15 protein-coding genes and 1 riboswitch are annotated in these 18,315 nt (G+C 68.0%); of the genes, 7 read left to right on the forward strand and 8 right to left on the reverse strand.

The window, feature by feature from the left end; translation table 11 throughout:
• Together BA895_RS02315 and BA895_RS23820 are read left to right on the forward strand one after the other, a co-directional pair.
• The coding region (locus BA895_RS02315) for a hypothetical protein (protein WP_217493799.1) at positions 1 to 434 on the forward strand (434 nt) is incomplete at its 5' end.
• Between the two features lie 106 nt (positions 435 to 540).
• Positions 541 to 622, forward strand: a riboswitch (Fluoride riboswitch).
• Between the two features lie 49 nt (positions 623 to 671).
• Positions 672 to 1,214, forward strand: a complete 543-nt coding sequence (locus BA895_RS23820) for a universal stress protein UspA (protein ID WP_070190297.1) — start codon at positions 672 to 674, stop codon at positions 1,212 to 1,214.
• Positions 1,215 to 1,220: 6 nt separating this feature from the next.
• On the opposite strand, the gene BA895_RS02325 is transcribed toward BA895_RS23820, so the two are convergent.
• On the reverse strand, positions 1,221 to 2,900 hold the full coding sequence (locus BA895_RS02325; protein ID WP_070190298.1) for a long-chain-fatty-acid--CoA ligase: 1,680 nt from the start codon (positions 2,898 to 2,900) through the stop codon (positions 1,221 to 1,223).
• Between the two features lie 48 nt (positions 2,901 to 2,948).
• Positions 2,949 to 3,242, reverse strand: coding sequence for a winged helix DNA-binding protein (locus BA895_RS02330; RefSeq protein ID WP_070190299.1), 294 nt, complete (start codon positions 3,240 to 3,242; stop codon positions 2,949 to 2,951).
• Between the two features lie 279 nt (positions 3,243 to 3,521).
• Between BA895_RS02330 and BA895_RS02335 the strand changes: the two genes are divergently transcribed.
• From BA895_RS02335 to BA895_RS02350, 4 genes are all read left to right on the forward strand, one after another.
• The gene (locus BA895_RS02335; RefSeq protein ID WP_175442234.1) at positions 3,522 to 4,352 is read left to right on the forward strand and encodes a slipin family protein; all 831 of its coding nucleotides are present in this window, start codon (positions 3,522 to 3,524) and stop codon (positions 4,350 to 4,352) included.
• A 77-nt stretch (positions 4,353 to 4,429) separates the two neighbouring features.
• The gene (locus BA895_RS02340; RefSeq protein ID WP_070190300.1) at positions 4,430 to 6,856 is read left to right on the forward strand and encodes a phosphoketolase; all 2,427 of its coding nucleotides are present in this window, start codon (positions 4,430 to 4,432) and stop codon (positions 6,854 to 6,856) included.
• The gene (locus BA895_RS02345) at positions 6,846 to 9,323 is read left to right on the forward strand and encodes a plasma-membrane proton-efflux P-type ATPase (RefSeq protein WP_070190301.1); all 2,478 of its coding nucleotides are present in this window, start codon (positions 6,846 to 6,848) and stop codon (positions 9,321 to 9,323) included. Before BA895_RS02340 ends, BA895_RS02345 begins: the two co-directional genes overlap by 11 nt.
• Positions 9,320 to 11,731 (forward strand): glycoside hydrolase family 65 protein, encoded by a 2,412-nt coding sequence (locus BA895_RS02350; RefSeq protein ID WP_070190302.1) that lies wholly within the window; start codon positions 9,320 to 9,322, stop codon positions 11,729 to 11,731. Before BA895_RS02345 ends, BA895_RS02350 begins: the two co-directional genes overlap by 4 nt.
• Before the next feature lie 198 nt (positions 11,732 to 11,929).
• On the opposite strand, the gene BA895_RS02355 is transcribed toward BA895_RS02350, so the two are convergent.
• The 6 genes from BA895_RS02355 to BA895_RS02380 all read right to left on the reverse strand — a co-directional run bounded on the left by BA895_RS02355 (position 11,930) and on the right by BA895_RS02380 (position 16,926).
• Positions 11,930 to 12,208 carry a hypothetical protein gene (locus BA895_RS02355; RefSeq protein ID WP_070190303.1) on the reverse strand — a complete coding sequence of 93 codons (279 nt, stop codon included), beginning with the start codon at positions 12,206 to 12,208 and terminating at the stop codon, positions 11,930 to 11,932.
• A 112-nt stretch (positions 12,209 to 12,320) separates the two neighbouring features.
• Complete coding sequence (locus BA895_RS02360; protein WP_070190304.1) at positions 12,321 to 12,923, reverse strand: MOSC domain-containing protein; 603 nt, start codon at positions 12,921 to 12,923, stop codon at positions 12,321 to 12,323.
• A 60-nt stretch (positions 12,924 to 12,983) separates the two neighbouring features.
• Entirely contained in the window at positions 12,984 to 13,454 is a 471-nt protein-coding gene (locus BA895_RS02365) for a nuclear transport factor 2 family protein (protein WP_070190305.1), read from the reverse strand.
• 124 nt (positions 13,455 to 13,578) lie between these two features.
• Positions 13,579 to 15,498, reverse strand: a complete 1,920-nt coding sequence (locus tag BA895_RS02370; RefSeq protein WP_070190306.1) for a DUF1906 domain-containing protein — start codon at positions 15,496 to 15,498, stop codon at positions 13,579 to 13,581.
• A gap of 156 nt (positions 15,499 to 15,654) precedes the next feature.
• Positions 15,655 to 16,551: a polyphosphate kinase 2 gene (gene ppk2 / locus BA895_RS02375; protein ID WP_070190307.1), complete on the reverse strand. Its 897-nt coding sequence runs from the start codon at positions 16,549 to 16,551 to the stop codon at positions 15,655 to 15,657.
• 105 nt (positions 16,552 to 16,656) lie between these two features.
• Complete coding sequence (locus tag BA895_RS02380; protein ID WP_070190308.1) at positions 16,657 to 16,926, reverse strand: type II toxin-antitoxin system Phd/YefM family antitoxin; 270 nt, start codon at positions 16,924 to 16,926, stop codon at positions 16,657 to 16,659.
• Between the two features lie 57 nt (positions 16,927 to 16,983).
• Between BA895_RS02380 and BA895_RS02385 the strand changes: the two genes are divergently transcribed.
• Complete coding sequence (locus BA895_RS02385) at positions 16,984 to 18,222, forward strand: MFS transporter (protein WP_070190309.1); 1,239 nt, start codon at positions 16,984 to 16,986, stop codon at positions 18,220 to 18,222.
• The last annotated feature ends 93 nt before the right edge of the window (positions 18,223 to 18,315 follow it).

Raw genomic sequence — 18,315 nt, forward strand, 5'->3', positions numbered from 1 at the left:
TGCCCGCCGAACGGTTCGACGCCGGACTGGCCGATTCCGTGTTCGCCCACTTCCGCAGGGAGGAGGACGCGAGCATGACCAGCGGCAAGTTCGACGAGGAGCTGGCCCGGATGAGCCGCATCATCGACCAGCTCCGACCCTGCTCCGTGCTGCTGTGCAACGAGTCGTTCGGTGCGACCAACGAACGCGAAGGCTCCGACATCGCTGTTGAGATCATCGACGCCCTGCGCGAGTCCGGTGTCCGGATGGTGGTCGTCACCCACATGTACGACCTGGCCCACCGCTACGAGCAGAAGAACGACACCGAGACCCTGTTCCTACGCGCCGACCGCGCCGAAGACGGCATCCGGTCGTTCCAGCTGCGCCCTGGCCCGCCCCTGCCGACCAGCTACGGACAAGACATCTACCAAGCCGTCTTCCACGACAGTACGTAGCGCCTCTTGAGCTCGGTAGCTCATGGTCGTTGGCCAGCAGCTCGGGCCCGTGAAAACTGACCGTCTCGATCGTGACTCTGGCCCGATCACGGCGTCTGCCGATAGTGTCGGAGACGGCGATGGATCCCGCCTGGGCGTGCCGGCTTCACCCCGAACTGCCAGCTCCGGCTGATGGTTCCTGACTCGTCGTGAACGGGCAGGATCTGGCGCTCGTCCGCACCTGACGGGAGCACACCGATGGCTCACCAGCACACGCCGCCGCAACCGCACGCGTCGCGCCTGACCGACTTCGCCGGGCATCCCCTCGTCGTGTCGGTCATGCCCGGGCAGCCGCAGCTCGTCGCGGTCACAGCGGCATCCCTCGGGCGCGCCATCGGAGCCCCCACGCTCTACTTCGCCTACGTCGACCCCTCCCGCTACACCGTCGACGAGTTCCCCGACGGGACCGTGCGCCACGCCTCCATCGACCCCGACGCCGACGACGACTGGGAAGACGTGGCCGCCAACCTCACCCGGGAAGTCGCAACCTCCATGCACGGACAGGACCAGCCCTGGGAGTTTCGCTACCTCGCCGGCCGCGTCGACCGATCCCTCACCCACCTGGCCCGCGCCGTCGACGCAGCCGCCTTCGTCGTCGCCACCCATCAGGGCCACCACCACCACATCCGAGACTTCGTCAGGGAGTCGATCTCCGTGCAGCTCGCCCAGCACCAGCATCGACCCGTGCTGACCGTGCCCCTCGAAGTCGTCGACTGGGAAGGCCGCGCGCCCTGGGACTGACCGCCCTCACTGCTCCTTCAACGCCGCCGCCACCTCGCGCCGCACGACCTTGCCCATCGCGTTGACGGGTAGCAGCTCGACGGCCACGAAACGACGCGGGACCTTGTAGGCCGTGAGCGACTCGCGCGCATAGGCGCGGAGACTGTCAGGAACGAGATCGATGCCTTCGGCGAGCACGACTGCGGCGACTACCTCCTCGCTCCCGCTCGCGTGCAGTAGGCCGACGACGGCCACGTCGAGCACAGCAGCGTGCGAACGAAGCACGGCCTCGACCTCGGAGGGGTAGACGTTGAACCCACCGGTGATGATCATCTCCTTGATGCGGTCGACGATCGTGAGAAACCCGTGCTCGTCCATCGTCACGATGTCGCCGGTGCGGAACCACCCGTCGTGGAAGGCCTCCGCCGTTTCCGCCGGCATCCCGCGATAGCCGTCGAACACCTGCGGACCGCGCACGAGCAGCTCGCCCCGCTCCCCGAGCGCGACCTCGCGGTCGAGGTCGTCGGCGTCGGCAACACGCACCTCGACGTCGGGGAACGGCACGCCGATCGACCCGGGTCGACGGTCGCCTGTCATGGGGTTGCCCACGATCACGGGCGAGGTCTCGGTGAGCCCGTAGCCCTCGACGAGCAGCCCGCCCGTGGCGGCCTCCCAACGCTCGACGAGCTCGGCCGGCAGCGGCATCGCGCCCGACAGCGAGTAGCGGATGCCGTGCACCGACACACCGCGCCGCTTCGCTTCGGTGACGATCCGCTCGTAGAGGGGCGGCACAGCCGGCACGAAGGAGGGAACCTGCCGCTCGATGGCGTCCATGAGCAGACCGATCTCCGGCTTGGGCAGCAGCACGAGGGTCGCGCCCATGCGCGTGCCGAGCAGCATCCCGACCGTCACGCCGTAGGCGTGGAAGAGGGGCAGCGCGAGCAGGAAGGTCTCGCGGCCCTCCTCCAGGCCCGGCACCCAGGCCCGGCCCTGCTCGACGTTCGCGACGAGGTTGCGGTGTCGTAGGGGCACACCCTTGGGCACCCCCGTCGTGCCCGACGTGTAGAGCAGGAGGGCGACGTCACCGGCACCCGGCCGCGGGTGTGAGGAGTCGAGGGGGGTCGACGCGACGAGGTCGCGCCAAGGCATCGCACCGGGCGCCGGAGACGTCAGCTGCGCGCGGGCGGCGCGGGCCTTGGCGACTGGGATGCGCAGGGCAAGGCGCTTGCGCAGCGGCAGCTCGGTCGTGAGGTCGACCGCCACGACGTGCTCGAGGCTGGAGGTCTTGCGCAGCGCCTCGACGACGGGCACGACCTTGTCCCAGACGATCGCGACCCTGGCCGCGTGGTCGACGAACGGGTGGCGCAGCTCGCCGGCGGTGTAGAGGGGGTTGTGCTCGACGACCGTGGCGCCCAGACGCAGCACCGCGAAGAAGGCGATGACGTTCTGCGGGCAGTTCGGCATGATCAGGGCGACGCTGTCGCCCGCGCTGACGCCGAGTCGGCGCAGTCCCTCTGCCACCCGGTTCACCCGCTCCCCGAACTCGGCCCAGGTCGTGCCCGCACCGAGAAAGTCCAGCGCCCGGCGGTCAGGCCAGCGAGCGACCGTGGCGTCGAGCTGGTCGGTCAGGGTCGAGTCGTCATATTCGAGATGAAGCGGCACTCCGGGCCCGTACGACGACGCCCACACGGGATGCTGAACCGGCATGACTGACACTTCCTCACTGCCGCGGGCACGGCGAGATCACGAATGGGGTCAAGGTACCGCCGTCCCACCGTCACCGACGAGCACCGCCAGCACTTCGCCCACTGTTGTCGACCGCACGACGGTCCCGGGCAGGGGCAGGTGCCCTTGAACCTCGTAGCGGTTGCGACGACCGTCCTTCTCCTTCACCACGTAACCGTCCTTGGTCAGGTCGTTGACGATGGCGTAGGCCCGGCGCTCGGTGATGCCCAACGCCGCCGCGACATCGATGAGCCGCGACCCTGGATCGTGCGCGATGCAGAGCAACGCTTGAGCGTGGTTCGTCAGGAAGCTCCACTCCGCCATGACCCACAGACTACACTCAGGATTCTAGAAATAAATTGCTAGTTATCTACGACTAGCGTAACGTCGGAAGCGAACGACGCGAGAGGCTCGGCGGTCACCGACCGTCCGACACGAGGGTCGACCTGACGCCACTCAACCTGGCGGCAACGATCTCCCTCGTGCCGAGCCGACTGGCTGAACGTTCGATATCGAAGGATGTGCCGTCATGGCCACTTCCACCGGCCGCTGCTGGTCGAACCAGCCGCTTGTTCACCACTCGCCCTGGCGGCGTTGATCATCATGGGTACCGCAGTGAGCGTCGTGGTCGTGGTCGTGGTCGTCCTGCTCGCGGCGGCGTTGCTGGCCGTCAAGATCCTCAAGCAGTACGAGCAGGGTGTGCTCTTCCGGTTCGGGAAGGTCATCGGCGTCCGCCAGCCGGGCCTGCGTCTCATCATCCCGTTCGTCGACGTGCTGCACCGGGTGTCGCTGCGAATCGTCACGATGCCGATCCAGTCTCAAGGCATCATCACCCGCGACAACGTCAGCGTCGATGTCTCAGCCGTGGCCTACTTCAAGGTCGTCGACGCGGAGAAGTCGGTCATCGCCATCGAGAACGTCTACGCCGCGATCGACCAGATCGCACAGACCACCCTGCGCAAGGTCGTGGGCCAACACACGCTGGACGAGACCCTGTCCGAGACCGACCGGATCAACCTCGACATCCGCGAGATCCTCGACGTCAGCACGGTGGACTGGGGCGTGGAGGTGACCCTGGTCGAGCTCAAGGACATCCAGCTGCCCGAGAGCATGAAGCGCGCCATGGCCCGCCAGGCCGAGGCCGAACGGGAGAAGCGCGCCAAGATCATCAACGCCGAAGGGGAGTCCCTGGCCGCGGCCGCCCTCGGTGACGCCTCGGACACGATGATGGCCCACCCACTCGCGCTGCAGCTGCGCAACCTGCAGTCGCTGGTGGAGATCGGCGTCGACAAGAACACCACCGTCGTGTTCCCCGCCCCGATCATGACCACGATCGCCGAGCTCGGTGCGTTCATCGCCCGCGAACAGGCCGCCGCCGGTCCCGTCCCGGCGCCAGCAGCCAACGGCAGCAAGCCTCGGACGGTGCCGGCCTGAGGCCAGTCTGACGGCAGCCGGTACCCGTTGTCCGGCAGCACGACCGAACCTCATCCTCCATCGACAAGGACCCCAGCATGACTGACACCCTCGTTCCCGAGCAGCTCAGCTCGAGCCCGGGACCCGCCCCGACGCTGAGCCCCGAGATGCTGGTCGCGATGAACGCCTACTGGCGGGCCGCAAACTACCTCTCGGTCGGCCAGATCTACCTCTACGACAACCCGCTGCTCAAGCGTCCGCTGGCGCTCTCGGACGTCAAACCGCTGGTGGTGGGCCACTGGGGCACCACCCCTGGCCAGAACTTCATCTATGTCCACCTCAACCGCGTGATCAACAAGTACGACCTGAACATGTTCTACATCGCCGGGCCGGGCCACGGTGGGCCGGCGCTGGTGGCCAACACCTACCTCGAGGGCAGTTACACGCAGATCTACCCCGACGTCAGCCAGAACGAGGCCGGGCTCAAGAAGCTGTTCACACAGTTCTCCTTCCCCGGCGGTATCTCCAGCCACGTCGCCCCGACGACACCGGGCTCGATCCACGAGGGCGGTGAGCTCGGCTACTCCCTGAGCCACGCCTTCGGGGCCGTGTTCGACAACCCCGACCTGGTCGTCGCCTGCGTCATCGGCGACGGGGAGGCAGAGACCGGGCCGCTGGCCACGGCCTGGCACTCCACGAAGTTCCTCAGCCCGGTCGGTGACGGAGCCGTGCTGCCGATCCTGCACCTGAACGGGTACAAGATCAGCAACCCCACCGTGCTCGCCCGGATCGAGCACGAAGAGCTGGACCAGTTCCTGCGGGGCTGCGGCTGGGACCCGCGTTTCGTCGAGGGTGACGACCCGGACACGATGCACCAGCTGATGGCCACCGTGCTCGACGAGTGCATCGAGGCCATCCACACCATTCAGGCCCAAGCCCGTACCGGTGCCAGCACGGTCAGGCCACGGTGGCCGATGATCGTGCTGCGTTCCCCGAAAGGGTGGACCGGCCCCAAGGTGGTCGACGGGCAACAGATCGAGGGCACCTTCCGCTCCCATCAGGTACCCCTGCTCGTGGACGCCGGCCACCCCGGCCACGTCGAGCAGCTCGACGCCTGGATGCGCAGCTACCGGCCCGACGAGCTCTTCGACGACGACGGTCGCCTGCGTCCCGAACTGGCCGCCCTGGCCCCGGAAGGGAACCGGCGGATGGGCGCCAACCCGCACACCAACGGCGGGCTCCTGCTGCGCGACCTGCGGATGCCCGACTACCGCACCCACGCCGTGGCCGTTCCCGCCCCCGGGGCTGTCGAGGCGCAGGACACCCGAGTGCTCGGCGGGTTCCTGCGTGATGTCGTGGCCGCCAACGAGGACCAAGCCAACTTCCGCATCTTCGGGCCCGACGAGACCGTGTCGAACATGCTCGACGCCGTCTTCGAGGTCACCGACCGTCAGTGGGAGGCCCGCACCGTACCGGGCGACGAGTCACTGGCGCCGACGGGTCGGGTGTTCGACTCGATGCTGTCCGAGCACCAGTCGGAGGGCTGGCTCGAGGGCTACCTGCTCACCGGCCGACACGGGTTGTTCAACTGCTACGAGGCGTTCATCCACATCGTCGACTCGATGTTCAACCAACACGCCAAGTGGCTCAAGATCACCAAGGCCCTGCCGTGGCGGCGCGACATCTCCTCGCTGAACTACCTGCTCGCCTCCCACGTGTGGCAACAGGACCACAACGGCTTCACCCACCAGGATCCCGGCTTCCTCGACCACGTCGTCAACAAGAAGGCCGACATCGTTCGGGTCTACCTCCCGCCCGACGCCAACTGCCTGCTCTCGGTCGCCGACCACTGCCTGCGCAGCCGCCACTACGTCAACGTCATCGTCGCCGGGAAGCACGCCATGCCGCAGTGGCTCACCATGGCCGAGGCGGAGGTCCACTGCACCAAGGGAATCGGCATCTGGGAATGGGCCGGTAACGACCGCGGGGCAGAGCCCGACGTCGTGATGGCGTGCTGCGGCGACACCCCCACCCTTGAGGTACTGGCCGCGGTGACCATCCTGCGTGAGCAGCTACCCGAGCTGAAGATCCGGGTCGTCAACGTCGTGGACCTGATGAAGCTGCAGTCCGCCAGCGAGCACCCCCACGGGCTGTCCGACCTCGACTACGACAGCCTGTTCACCACAGACAAACACATCGTCTTCGCCTTCCACGGCTACCCCACCCTGATCCACCGGCTCACCTACCGGCGCACCAACCGCAACCTGCACGTCCGTGGCTACAACGAGGAAGGCACCATCACCACTGCTTTCGACATGCGGGTGCAGAACCGCCTCGACCGCTTCCACCTCGTCCAGGACGTCATCGACCGGTTGCCCCAGCTCGGCGCAACCGGCGACTACCTCAAACAAAAGATGGCCGACAAGCTCATCGAACACGACCTCTACATCAATGCCCACGGCCAGGACCTCCCAGAGATCCGCGACTGGACCTGGGTTTCGCAGGGAGCCACCCGTGACGAGTGACACCAGGCCCACGGGGCCGGCCCCACCGGCCGACTCCCCCGACGACCTGTTGACCCTGCCGGTGCCCGAGCTCGAGCGACGGTTGGCCACCTCTGCTCAAGGCCTCAGCCAGGCGGAGGCCGTCAGACGGCTCAGCCAGTACGGGCCGAACGAGATCGCCGACCACAAGACGAACCCGCTGCTGGAGTTCCTCTCCTACTTCTGGGGACCGATCCCTTGGATGATCGAGGTCGCGGTGATCCTGTCGGGCGCCGTCCGACACTGGCCTGACTTCTTCATCATCCTGCTACTGCTGCTGGCCAACGCCGTGGTGGGCTACACCGAGGAACGTCAGGCGGGCAACGCCATCGACGCGCTGAAGGCCAAGCTGGCCATCAACGCCCGCGTCAAACGTGACGGTGAATGGGTCACGCCGGCCGCACGAGAGCTGGTGCCCGGCGACGTGATCCGCCTGCGGTTGGGAGACATCGTGCCCGCCGACGCCCGACTGCTGGAGGGCGACGAGATCGAGGTCGACCAGTCCGCCCTCACCGGCGAGTCCCTGCCCGCCACCTGCGCGCCGGGCGACCCGGTGTACTCGGGCTCGATCATCCGCCGCGGCGAGATCGGTGCCCTGGTCTACGCCACGGGAACCCACACCTACTTCGGCAAGACAGCCGAGCTGGTACAGGACGCCCACACCGTCAGCCACTTCCAGAAAGCCGTCCTGCGGATCGGCAACTACCTCATCATGCTCGCGGCGGTGTTCGTCGCCGTGATCGTGCTCGTGTCGTTGCTGCGCGGCGACCCCATCCTGACCACCCTCCAGTTTGCCCTCGTGCTGACGGTCGCGGCGATCCCCGTTGCGATGCCCACGGTGCTGTCGGTGACGATGGCGGTCGGCGCCCGGCTGCTGGCCAAGAAGCAGGCCATCGTCAGCCGCCTGGTCGCCATCGAGGAGCTGGCCGGGGTGGACGTGCTGTGCGCGGACAAGACGGGCACCCTGACCCAGAACTCACTGACGCTCGGCGACCCGTTCAGCATCGAGACCGTCACGCCCGGCGAGGTCGTCCTGGCCGCTGCACTGGCCTCTCGTGCCGACAACGACGACCCCATCGACCTCGCTGTTCTCGGCGGGCTGAACGACAAGCACCAGCTCGCCGGCTATACCGTGACCCACTTCGAACCGTTCAACCCGGTCGACAAGCGCACCGAGGCCACCGTGACCGGAGCCGACGGCACGACGTTCAAAGTCAGCAAGGGCGCTCCCCAGGTGATCCTGCGCCTCACGAGCGACAACGCCCACGTCACACCGGCCGTTGACACGGCCGTCAACGAATTCGCTTCTCGCGGTTACCGATCCCTGGGAGTGGCCCGCGCCGACGCTGACGGCTCATGGGTGTTCCTGGGCGTGCTCCCGCTGTTCGACCCACCCCGCGAAGACGCCCAGACCACGATCGCCACCGCCCGCGCCATGGGGGTGAGCGTCAAGATGGTCACCGGTGACGCGATCGCCATCGCCAAGGAGACAGCCGTCAAGGTCGGGCTCGGTTCCAACATCCTGGATGCCGCCGGCCTCGGTGACGTCAAGAAGCAGGAGACCCCCGCGATGGTGCGGGAGATCGAGACCGTCGACGGCTTCGCCCAGGTCTTCCCTGAGCACAAATACCACATCATCGACGTCCTGCAACAGGGCGGTCACATCGTCGGGATGACCGGCGACGGCGTCAACGATGCCCCAGCGCTGAAGAAGGCCGACTGCGGCGTCGCCGTATCCGGAGCCACCGACGCCGCACGCGCCGCGGCCGCGATCGTGCTGCTCACTCCCGGGCTGGCGGTGATCATCGACGCGATCAAGGAGAGCCGCAAGATCTTCCAGCGGATGAACTCCTACGCCATCTACCGCATTGCCGAGACCCTTCGGGTGCTGTTGTTCGTGACGCTGGCGATCCTCGTCTTCAACTTCTTCCCGGTCACCGCGATCATGATCGTGATGCTGGCGCTGCTCAACGACGGGGCGATCCTGTCGATCGCCTACGACAACGTGCACTACAAGATGAAGCCCGAAGCCTGGAACATGCGCGTGGTCTTGGGCATAGCCACCGTGCTGGGGGTCGTCGGCCCGGTGGCCGCGTTCGGGCTGTTCTACCTCGGCGAGCGCGTCTTCGACCTCGGCCGGCCCCAGCTGCAGACGATGATGTACCTGATGCTCTCGGTCGCCGGGCACCTCACGATCTTCCTCACCCGCACCCGCGGACCGTTCTGGTCGATCCGCCCGGCCCGCATCCTGCTCCTCGCCGTGCTCGGCACCCAGGCGATCGCCACCCTCATCGCCGTCTACGGGCTGTTCATGACCCCCCTCGGCTGGGGGTGGGCCGGGTTCGTCTGGGTCTACGCGATCATCTGGGCCCTGCTCAGCGACCGCGTCAAGCTGCTCGCCTACCGCATCCTCGACCCTTCCCCCGCCGAGCTACCCGAGCGCACGTGATCACCCATTCGGTCTACACGGAGGAACCGTGGTGTCTGCGCGAGAGCGGCCTTGACCTCGGCGTACTGGCTCAGAGCGAGTCTCTTTTCGCGTTGTCGAACGGGCACCTCGGCTGGCGCGGCAACCTGGACGAGGGAGAGCCGCACGGGCTGCCGGGCTCCTACCTCAACGGGGTGTACGAGTCACGACCACTGCCCTACGCCGAAGCCGGCTACGGCTACCCCGAAGCGGGGCAGACGGTCATCGATGTCACCAACGGCAAGCTCATCCGGTTGCTGGTCGATGATCAGCCCTTCGATGTCCGCTACGGGCAGCTGGTCGCCCACGAGAGGGTGCTGGACTTCCGCACCGGTCTGCTCACTCGCACGGTGCAGTGGGTGTCGCCGGGCGGGCGAGGGGTGCGGGTGCACTCCCAGCGGCTGGTGTCGCTGACGCAGCGGTCGGTGGCCGCGATCTACTACGAGGTCGAGGCGCTCGACGAGGTGCGGGTCGTGCTGCAGTCCGAGCTGATGGCCAACGAGGCGCTACCGACCAGCGACGACGATCCCCGACAGGCCGCCGAGCTGCGAGCGCCGCTGCTGTCGGAGCAGTACGCCTGCGCGGGCACGGGTGGATCACTGCTGCACCACACTGCCCTCAGCGGGCTGCGAGTGGGTGCCGGGATGGAACACGACGTGTATGGCCCGGCCACGGCATCCCCGAGCCAGGTGAGATCATCTCTGGAGCAGGCGGATTCCGTGTCGATCGCCGCAGCGAGCGAGCCGGATCTGGCGCGGGTGACGGTCACCGCGACGCTGCGCCCGGGTCAGCGGCTTCGACTCATCAAGTACGTCGCCTACGGCTGGTCGGCGGTCCGTTCGCAACCGGCGGTCGCCGATCAGATTGCCGCGGCTCTCACGGTGGCCAGGCAGAGCGGGTGGCCCGGGCTGGTGGCAGAGCAGCGCGACTACCTCGACGAGTTCTGGGCCGGCGCCGACGTGGTCCTCGATGGCGACCCGCGGGTGCAGCAGGCAGTGCGATTCTCGTTGTTCCACCTGTTGCAGGCCGGAGCGCGGGCAGAGGGGCGGGCGATCCCGGCCAAGGGCCTGACCGGCCCCGGTTACGACGGCCACGCGTTCTGGGACACCGAGTCGTTCGCGCTACAGGTTCTCACCTACACCGCTCCACAGGCCGCTGGTGACGCGCTGCGGTGGCGGCACTCGATCCTGCCCCAGGCCCGCGATCGCGCGGCCCAGCTCGGGTTGGCCGGGGCCGTCTTTCCGTGGCGCACGATCGCAGGGCACGAATGCTCGGGATACTGGCCGGCCGGGACAGCCGCCTTCCACGTGGGCGCCGACATCGCCGACGCGGTGGTGCGCTACCTCAACGTCACCGGTGACACATCGTTCGAGCGTGACATCGGTCTGGAGCTGCTGGCCGAGACGGCGCGGCTGTGGTGCTCGCTGGGACACTACGACGCGCAGCGCGGGTTCCGTATCGACGGGGTGACCGGCCCCGACGAGTACTCGGCCGTAGCCGACAACAACGTGTACACCAACCTCATGGCGCAGCACAATCTCCTCTCCGCGGCCGACGCCGCCGGTCGGCATCCCGACCGGGCTCGCCACCTCGGCATCGACGCCGAGGAAGCTGCGGCGTGGCGTGCCGCGGCACGGTCCATGGTCATCCCCTACGACCACGACCTGGGCGTCCATCCCCAGGCCGAGGGGTTCACCAGCCACGAGATGTGGGACTTCGCCGCCACGACCGACGAGCACTACCCATTGCTGCTGCACGCGCCTTACTTCGACCTCTACCGCAAACAGGTCGTCAAACAGGCTGACCTGGTGCTCGCGATGCACCTGCGCGGTGAGGCCTTCACGCCGGCCCAGAAGGCCCGCAACTTCTGCTACTACGAAGCCCTAACCGTGCGCGACTCGTCTCTGTCGGCCTGCACCCAGGCGGTGCTGGCCGCCGAGACCGGCCACCTGGAGCTGGCCTACGACTACCTGACAGAAGCGGCCCTGATGGACCTGCACAACCTTGAGCTCAACACTCGCGACGGCCTGCACGTCGCGTCGCTGGCCGGTACGTGGATCGCGCTCGTCGCCGGGTTGGGCGGGCTGCGTGACCGAGACGGCATCCTGGCCTTCACGCCCCGGCTCCCGGCCGGCATCACCCGTCTGGTCTTCACTCTCTGCGTGCGCGCGCGTCGTCTCAGCGTCGAGATCACCCCGCGCACCACGACCTACCGTCTGCGCGAGGGCGACCCGCTGCGGCTGCTGCACGACGGCACGGCGTTGACGCTGACCGCTGCCGCACCGGTGACCCGGCCCGTCCACGAACCAGGGGACGGCCGGGAACCGACCCACGGAGCACCGACCCAGCCGCACGGCCGGGCTCCGGCCCGCCAGCGACCGCCCCGCTGACCCTCTCGAGCACCCGACCGCACCGACCGGCGCGCAGAGACGGCGGGCGCTAGCGACCACCCCTGCTGACCGGTCCGCGGGTCAGCCGAGCAGGCGACCTTCGTGCCGGGGACGAAGCCTCACACCCGGTGGTCGCATCCTCTGGCACCACCCGGATCGGACCGGCGGTTCCGCCGACAGGCGTTTCGATGCTCGCCGTCATCTTCTCGACCCGCTAGCTCGCCCCCCGACGGTCAGCGACGCGGCATCCTCCACCTCGACCTCGTAGCTGAACGTGGGAGTTCGCACCACGAAACCCGCCTGCCGCAGCCGGCCGACGACGTAGTCGACACTGGCGTCGTAGCCGGGGCTGTTCGGACGCTCGGCGTCCGGGGCCGCCCGGTTGCCACCGTTGCGGTCGGAGATCCGCTGCAGTGCGATCAGATGCCGGTTCGCGTCAGCTGCCGTCGTCTTCTTGACGAGCCGCAAGAGCAGCACGCCGGGAGGGGGTTCGCGGTCTCATACTGCCTCTTCGGGTAAAGGTCACATTGGTCACGACCTGTGAAGATGATCACTGTGGTGGACGCTGTCCATCGAGGTCCAGGGTGGGTCAGACGGGCTCGAGGGCGGTGTGCGGCCCGTCCGGTAGGACCACCACGATGGCCTGGCCCGGGCGTACCTCGCCGCCGCACGTCACGACGCCCATCACCCCTGCCTTGCGCACGACACGGGAACCGTCAAGGCGGTCGACTCCACCAGTCGCGGTCAGCGTCGGTTCCGCAGTCGACGGCACGCCATCGGCCCGCGCCACGACCACCTTGAGCAGACCCTTCTGGAAGTCGTCGATCTGTCGGCAGGGGTTGCGCAGGCCGGTCAAGCGCACCACCACCTCACCGAGGTGCAGCAGTGTGCCGACCGGAAGATCGAGCAGGGGCACGCCGTGAGTGGTGATGTTCTCGCCCAGGTCGCCCGGGCCGATCTGGTGGCCCCTCTCGGCCGCTTCCGCGAAGAGCTCGGCATGGATGAGATGGACCTGCCGCAGGTTCTGCTGGTTCGGGTCGCGGCGCACCCGTGAACGGTGCTGCACGAGCGTGCCGGCGTGGGCGTCACCGACCACGCCCAGGCTGGCCGCGAGGGTGATCGAGTCGCACGGCACCTTGCTGAAACGGTGCATGAGGTCGCGGCTGACGGAGAGGACGAGACCGGTCGGCATCCGTCGATCATCCCAGTCGTTACCGTCGGCGGGCGACCAGGACGGCCCCGGCCGCGTCGATCAGAGGCCCAGCTCGGTGAGGCCCTGGTGGTCGACGGGCCGCGGGCCCGGAGCGGGCCAGTGGTAGAGCCGCTCCGACTCCGAGATCTGCAGGTCGTTGATGCTGGCGTGCCGGAACTGACAGCGGCCCAGCTCGTCGAACTGCCAGTTCTCGTTGCCGTAGGAGCGGTACCAGAGACCATCCAGACCCATCGACTCCGACGCGAAGCGTACGGCGATGCGGTTGTCAACGAAGCCCCAGATCTCCTTGATCAGCCGGTAGTCCCGCTCCCGGTCCCACTTCTGGATCAGGAACGCGACGATCTCGTCCCTCCCCGTGACCCAGGTGGTGCGGTTGCGCCACCGGCTGTCTGGCGAGTAGGCGAGCGCCACGCGCTCGGGGTCCCTGGTGTTCCACAGGTCCTCGGCGGCCCGGACCTTCGCGATGGCGTCCTCACGCGTGAACGGCGGGACGACAGGGGTGGCGGCCATGACACATCTCCTTGCGCTGCAATGCCCCTGACCTCTCACGACCGTATCCCGAATGGTGGCCCGCGGTCACGGTCTCGCGAGGGCCCGCCACCTGAGCCTGCTGACCTCCCCGACCGGCTGCCCCCTAGAAGGAGCCCCACACATCGGCGATGAGCGAGGTGGTGCCATGCGACCCGTTGTAGAGGGCGACCTTCCCGCCCGCCCCGACCGGCACGATGACCAAATTCGGCACCGTCTGAGCCTTCACGAAGTTCAGGTTCGAGACCGTTGGGCGGGTGGCCCCCTCGCCGTACACCGTCAGGTACCCGGCGCTTGTGGGGTCGGTGACCGTCACGTTCAACACCACCGCGGAGACCCCGGATGCCGGAACCCCACCACGGCCGGTGACCTGAAGGTGCACCGTTCCCCCGGGGGCGACCGCGGCCTTGGCTGCACCGACTCCGCTGCGGGTGTCCAACAACCGCGACGGGTTGAGCGGCAGAAAACCGCCCGGCGCCGTGACCGTGGGGGTACCGGCGACGTAGTAGCCGGAGACGTCGGCGATGAGCTGGGCGGTGCCACGCGACCCGTTGTAGAGAGCAACCTTCCCGCCCGCCCCGACCGGCACGATGACCAGGTTCGCCACCGTCTGAGCCTTCACGAAGTTCAGGTTCGAAACCGTTGGGCGAGTGGCGCCCTCGGCGAACGCGGTCACGTACCCAGAGGCGGTCGGCGCGGTGGCCGTCACGTTCAACACCACCGCAGAGACCCCGGATGCCGGAACCCCACCACGACCGGTGACCTGAAGATGCACCGTTCCCCCGGGAGCGACCGCGGCCCTGGCCGCGCCGACCCCAATGCGGGTGTCCAACAACCGCGACGGGCTCAGCGGTCCGAGGGCTCCCGCCACCATCGGGCTGTTGACGATCGCGTAGCCGGAGACGTCGGCGATGAGGTGGGCGGTGCCACGCGACCCGTTGTAGAGAGCAACCTTCCCGCCCGCCCCGACGGGCACGATGACCAGGTTCGCCACCGTCTGAGCCTTCACGAAGTTGAGGTTCGAAACCGTTGGGCGAGTGGCCCCCTCGCCATACGCGGTCACGTACCCCGAGGCAGTGGGCGCGGTGGCCGTCACGTTCAACACCACCGCAGAGACCCCGGATGCCGGAACCCCACCACGACCGGTGACCTGAAGATGCACCGTTCCCCCGGGAGCGACCGCGGCCTTGGCTGCACCGACTCCGCTGCGGGTGTCCAACAACCGCGACGGGCTCAGCGGCAGGAAGCCACCCGGCGCCGTGACGTCGAGCTGGTTGCGGTCGACGTCCAACGTCTGCCCACCGTAGGACTCCGCCGCTCCGCCGCGGTACTGCTTGATGCGGCGGTGCACCCAGTACGTGTCGGGAATCGCGGCATCCGACACTGTGGCGAGGCCGTCGTAGCGCGCGAACCACAGGTAGTCGGGACGCACGTAGGCCGTGGAGTTGTAGGCCGCCACCTGGTCGCGGACACCAGACCCGAGGCTGCTGTAGAAGCCGGAGAAGAAACCGAGGGCGTGCAGCCGTTGCGTCCAATGGCTTTGGAACGTCAGCACCGCGGTCGTGCACGCCGGGTCGGTGGTGCTGTACGCCTCGATGTCGTTGTAGATCGTGCTACCGGTCGACAGACCGAGCGCCCGCGCCCGCACGACAGCGTCGTTGGCTGCTGACGTTCCCAAAGAGGCGGCGTTCGTCGCGGAGAACCGGATCGGTTTGGTCGAGGTCGTGCAGTAGGGCTGCGGGCCGAGGTAGATCGGGAGCAGATGCCACCCTGCGGACTGCTGGGTGCTCACCCACTGCGGCGTCAGGTTGGCCTGCACCGTGTCGTAACGGTTGTCGCCACCGATGTAGATGCCGACGGCACGGTACGGCGAACTGGCCCGCCAGGCGGTCATCAACGATTGGGCGGGCGCGGTGTAGTGGTCGAACCCTCCACCGGCATAGCTGCCGGGCGAAAGGCTGCTCGCCGCGGCCGCGGTACCGGCAGCTGAGCTGGCGAGAGTCGCGACCGCCAGAAGGCCGGCCATCGTCGATGCCAGCCACGCTCGACGCCTGGAACCGGTTCGGACCCATCGTTCAACCTTCATGGCCACTCCACTTTCGCCGCCCTGACGCGCCCAGGTAGTGCCTGCAGTGCACCACCGAAGCCGCTGTCGGCACAAGCGAGGCGACGGCGGTCGGCGCTAGTCGCCCGCGGCGTACTTGGCGCGCTTGACCACCTTCGGGTCAGGGGCGAACACGACCTCGGGGTCTCTACCCTCGTAGTCGAACTGGTTCAGGAAGGCGCGCAGGGCGTTGACGCGGGCCCGCTTCTTGTCGTTGCTCTTCACGGTCATCCACGGCGCGTACCGCTTGTCGGTGCGCTCGAACATCGCCTCCTTGGCCGCCGTGTAGGCCTCCCACCGGTCGAGGCTCTCCAGGTCCATCGGTGAGAGCTTCCAGCGCCTGACGGGATCGATCTGGCGGATGGCGAACCGCGTGCGCTGCTCGTCCTGGGTCACCGAGAACCACAGCTTCGTCACCGTCGTGCCTGACTCGACGAGCATCCGCTCGAAGATCGGCGCCTGGCCCGTGAAGACCTCGTACTCCTCGTCGGTGCAGAAGCCCATCACCCGCTCCACCCCGCTGCGGTTGTACCAGGACCGGTCGAACATGACGATCTCGCCGGAGGTGGGGAGGTGGTCGACGTAGCGCTGGAAGTACCACTGCCCGCTCTCCGTCGAGGTCGGCTTGGTCAGGGCCACGACGCGAGCAGCACGGGGGTTGAGGTGCTCCATGAACCGCTTGATCGCCCCGCCCTTGCCTGCGGCGTCGCGGCCCTCGAAGATGACCACGTGCTTGGCGCCGGTGTCCATCGACCAGTACTGAAACTTCAGCAGCTCGATCTGTAGCAGGTACTTCTCGACCTCGTAGCTGTTGCGCGACATCAGCTCGTCGTAGGGGTACTGGTCGCGCCACGTCTCGACGGCCTTGCCGTCGGGAGCGATGAGGATGGGGTCATCGCCGTGATCGTCACGCACGGTGTACCCCTCGACGCGCAGCTGATCGATGTAGGCACGCAGGTTCATCTTCTGGGGCATGGCCCCATCCCATCGTGTCGGCGTGGTTTGTGCCAGCGATTGACCAGGTTCACAACAGACTTCATGCCTCTGCTGCCGGTCGCGCTCGCGACCGACGCTGCAGCCCTAGGCCGGCGGAGACTCACGGTGCTGCGCGGCGATCGGGTAGCCCTGCGGCCGATCAGCGCCCGACGAACGCAGCTCGTGCACTGCCATGGCCGTCGCGTTCGCCTCCGTCTGCTCTGCACTGTGCTGGTCGAGCATCTCCGCGGGCACGAGGGCGACCAGCGGCTTGCCGTGTCGGGTCAAGACGATGCGTTCCTTGCCGAACCCGACCCGGTTGACCAGCTCAGAGAACTGCGACCTCGCCTCGGTCACCGGGATCTCTTCATTCATGCCCCTAGCGTACGCTCTGTTGAATTCGTACAGAACGTACGTTACGAAAGGTGGAAGATGGATGCCGCCCAGCACGAACCGGCCGACGCAGTGCCCCTGAGCCACAACGCTGACTTCATCCGACTCTGGACCGGCGGGACGGCATCCGGGCTGGGCGCCACCATGACGAGCCTGGCCTACCCCCTACTCGCCCTGAGTGTCACCACCTCAACGGGTCTGGCCGGCCTGCTCGGCGTCGTCGCCCTCACCGCCGGAACCGTGACCCGTCTCCCCGCCGGCGCCCTCATCGACCGGGCTCCGCTGCGACCGGTGTTGGTCGGGGCCGACCTCGTGCGGATCCTCACGACCTCGGCGCTGGTGGCCAGCGTGCTCACCGGTCACCTGACGCTGTGGCAGCTGCTCGTCGTAGCCGGGCTGAACGCGTCGGCCGGCGCCGTCAGTGACATCGCGCACTCGGTCGCCCTGCGCCACGTCGTCGCCGCGGCCCAGCTGCCCCGGGCGTTCGCCGCGAACGAAGGTCGAGGTCACGCGATCAGCCTGCTCGGCCAGCCGGTCGGTGGCCTGCTCTACGCAGTCACCCCCGCCCTGCCGCTGGTCGCCGACCTCGCCTCCTTCGGCGTCAGCGCCACCTTGTCCGCCGGCATCCGACGATCGCTGCGGCCCACCCCGAACGACGGCCCGCGGCCACCAGTTCGTCAGGATCTGCTGACCGGCCTTCGGATCCTCTGGGCGGAGCCGTTCCTGCGGTCCACCCTGCTCGCCGCCGCAGCTTTCCAGCTCGTGTTCGCCGCCACCGTCTTCGCGCTCATCGCCACCCTGACCAGTGCAGGACACTCTGCGACCAGCCTGGGTGCCCTGTTCGCCGTCGCCGCCGTGGGCGGCCTCCTCGGCGCCGTCGCGGCCCCGGCCCTTCAGGCGAACCTGTCACTCACCACGATCGTGGTGGTCATGGGCTGGACGGCCGTCGCGGCCTTCACCCTCATCGGATGGGTCCAGCAACCGTTGCTCGCAGGGGCGCTCCTCGGTTGTATCTACTTCACGGCCACCCCCGCCAACGCCGTGCTGATGGCCACTCAGACGAACCGCACCCCCGCCCATCGACAAGGACGCGTCATGGCTGCTGCCCTGTTGATCGTCGGCCTGGCCGCACCCCTCGGCCCGCCCAGCAGCGGCATCCTTCTCGACGCTGCCGGCCCCCGCACCACGTTCGGCATCCTCGCCGCCCTCACCGCGGTCGTCACCATCGCGGTGCACCTCAACCAGCCGATGCGTACGGTCGGCGGCATCGACGGGTAGCGGCAGCGAGGCCAACTCCGTGCTGCTCGAGCACGACACTCTCGACGGGTGGGGTCACCCGGGTGCAGGCGGAGTGCGCCACCCGGCCCAACC

The organism is Humibacillus sp. DSM 29435, assembly GCF_001758225.1.
Lineage (GTDB): Bacteria > Actinomycetota > Actinomycetes > Actinomycetales > Dermatophilaceae > DSM-29435.

What these genes read in the sequence shown, in the direction of transcription:
- BA895_RS23820 (WP_070190297.1), top strand. Translation starts at nt 672, where the DNA reads ATGGCTCACCAGCACACGCCGCCGCAACCGCACGCGTCGCGCCTGACC.
- BA895_RS02325 (WP_070190298.1), bottom strand. Translation starts at nt 2,900, where the DNA reads ATGCCGGTTCAGCATCCCGTGTGGGCGTCGTCGTACGGGCCCGGAGTG.
- BA895_RS02330 (WP_070190299.1), bottom strand. Translation starts at nt 3,242, where the DNA reads ATGGCGGAGTGGAGCTTCCTGACGAACCACGCTCAAGCGTTGCTCTGC.
- BA895_RS02335 (WP_175442234.1), top strand. Translation starts at nt 3,522, where the DNA reads ATGGGTACCGCAGTGAGCGTCGTGGTCGTGGTCGTGGTCGTCCTGCTC.
- BA895_RS02340 (WP_070190300.1), top strand. Translation starts at nt 4,430, where the DNA reads ATGACTGACACCCTCGTTCCCGAGCAGCTCAGCTCGAGCCCGGGACCC.
- BA895_RS02360 (WP_070190304.1), bottom strand. Translation starts at nt 12,923, where the DNA reads ATGCCGACCGGTCTCGTCCTCTCCGTCAGCCGCGACCTCATGCACCGT.
- BA895_RS02365 (WP_070190305.1), bottom strand. Translation starts at nt 13,454, where the DNA reads ATGGCCGCCACCCCTGTCGTCCCGCCGTTCACGCGTGAGGACGCCATC.
- BA895_RS02370 (WP_070190306.1), bottom strand. Translation starts at nt 15,498, where the DNA reads ATGGCCGGCCTTCTGGCGGTCGCGACTCTCGCCAGCTCAGCTGCCGGT.
- ppk2 (WP_070190307.1), bottom strand. Translation starts at nt 16,551, where the DNA reads ATGCCCCAGAAGATGAACCTGCGTGCCTACATCGATCAGCTGCGCGTC.
- BA895_RS02380 (WP_070190308.1), bottom strand. Translation starts at nt 16,926, where the DNA reads ATGAATGAAGAGATCCCGGTGACCGAGGCGAGGTCGCAGTTCTCTGAG.
- BA895_RS02385 (WP_070190309.1), top strand. Translation starts at nt 16,984, where the DNA reads ATGGATGCCGCCCAGCACGAACCGGCCGACGCAGTGCCCCTGAGCCAC.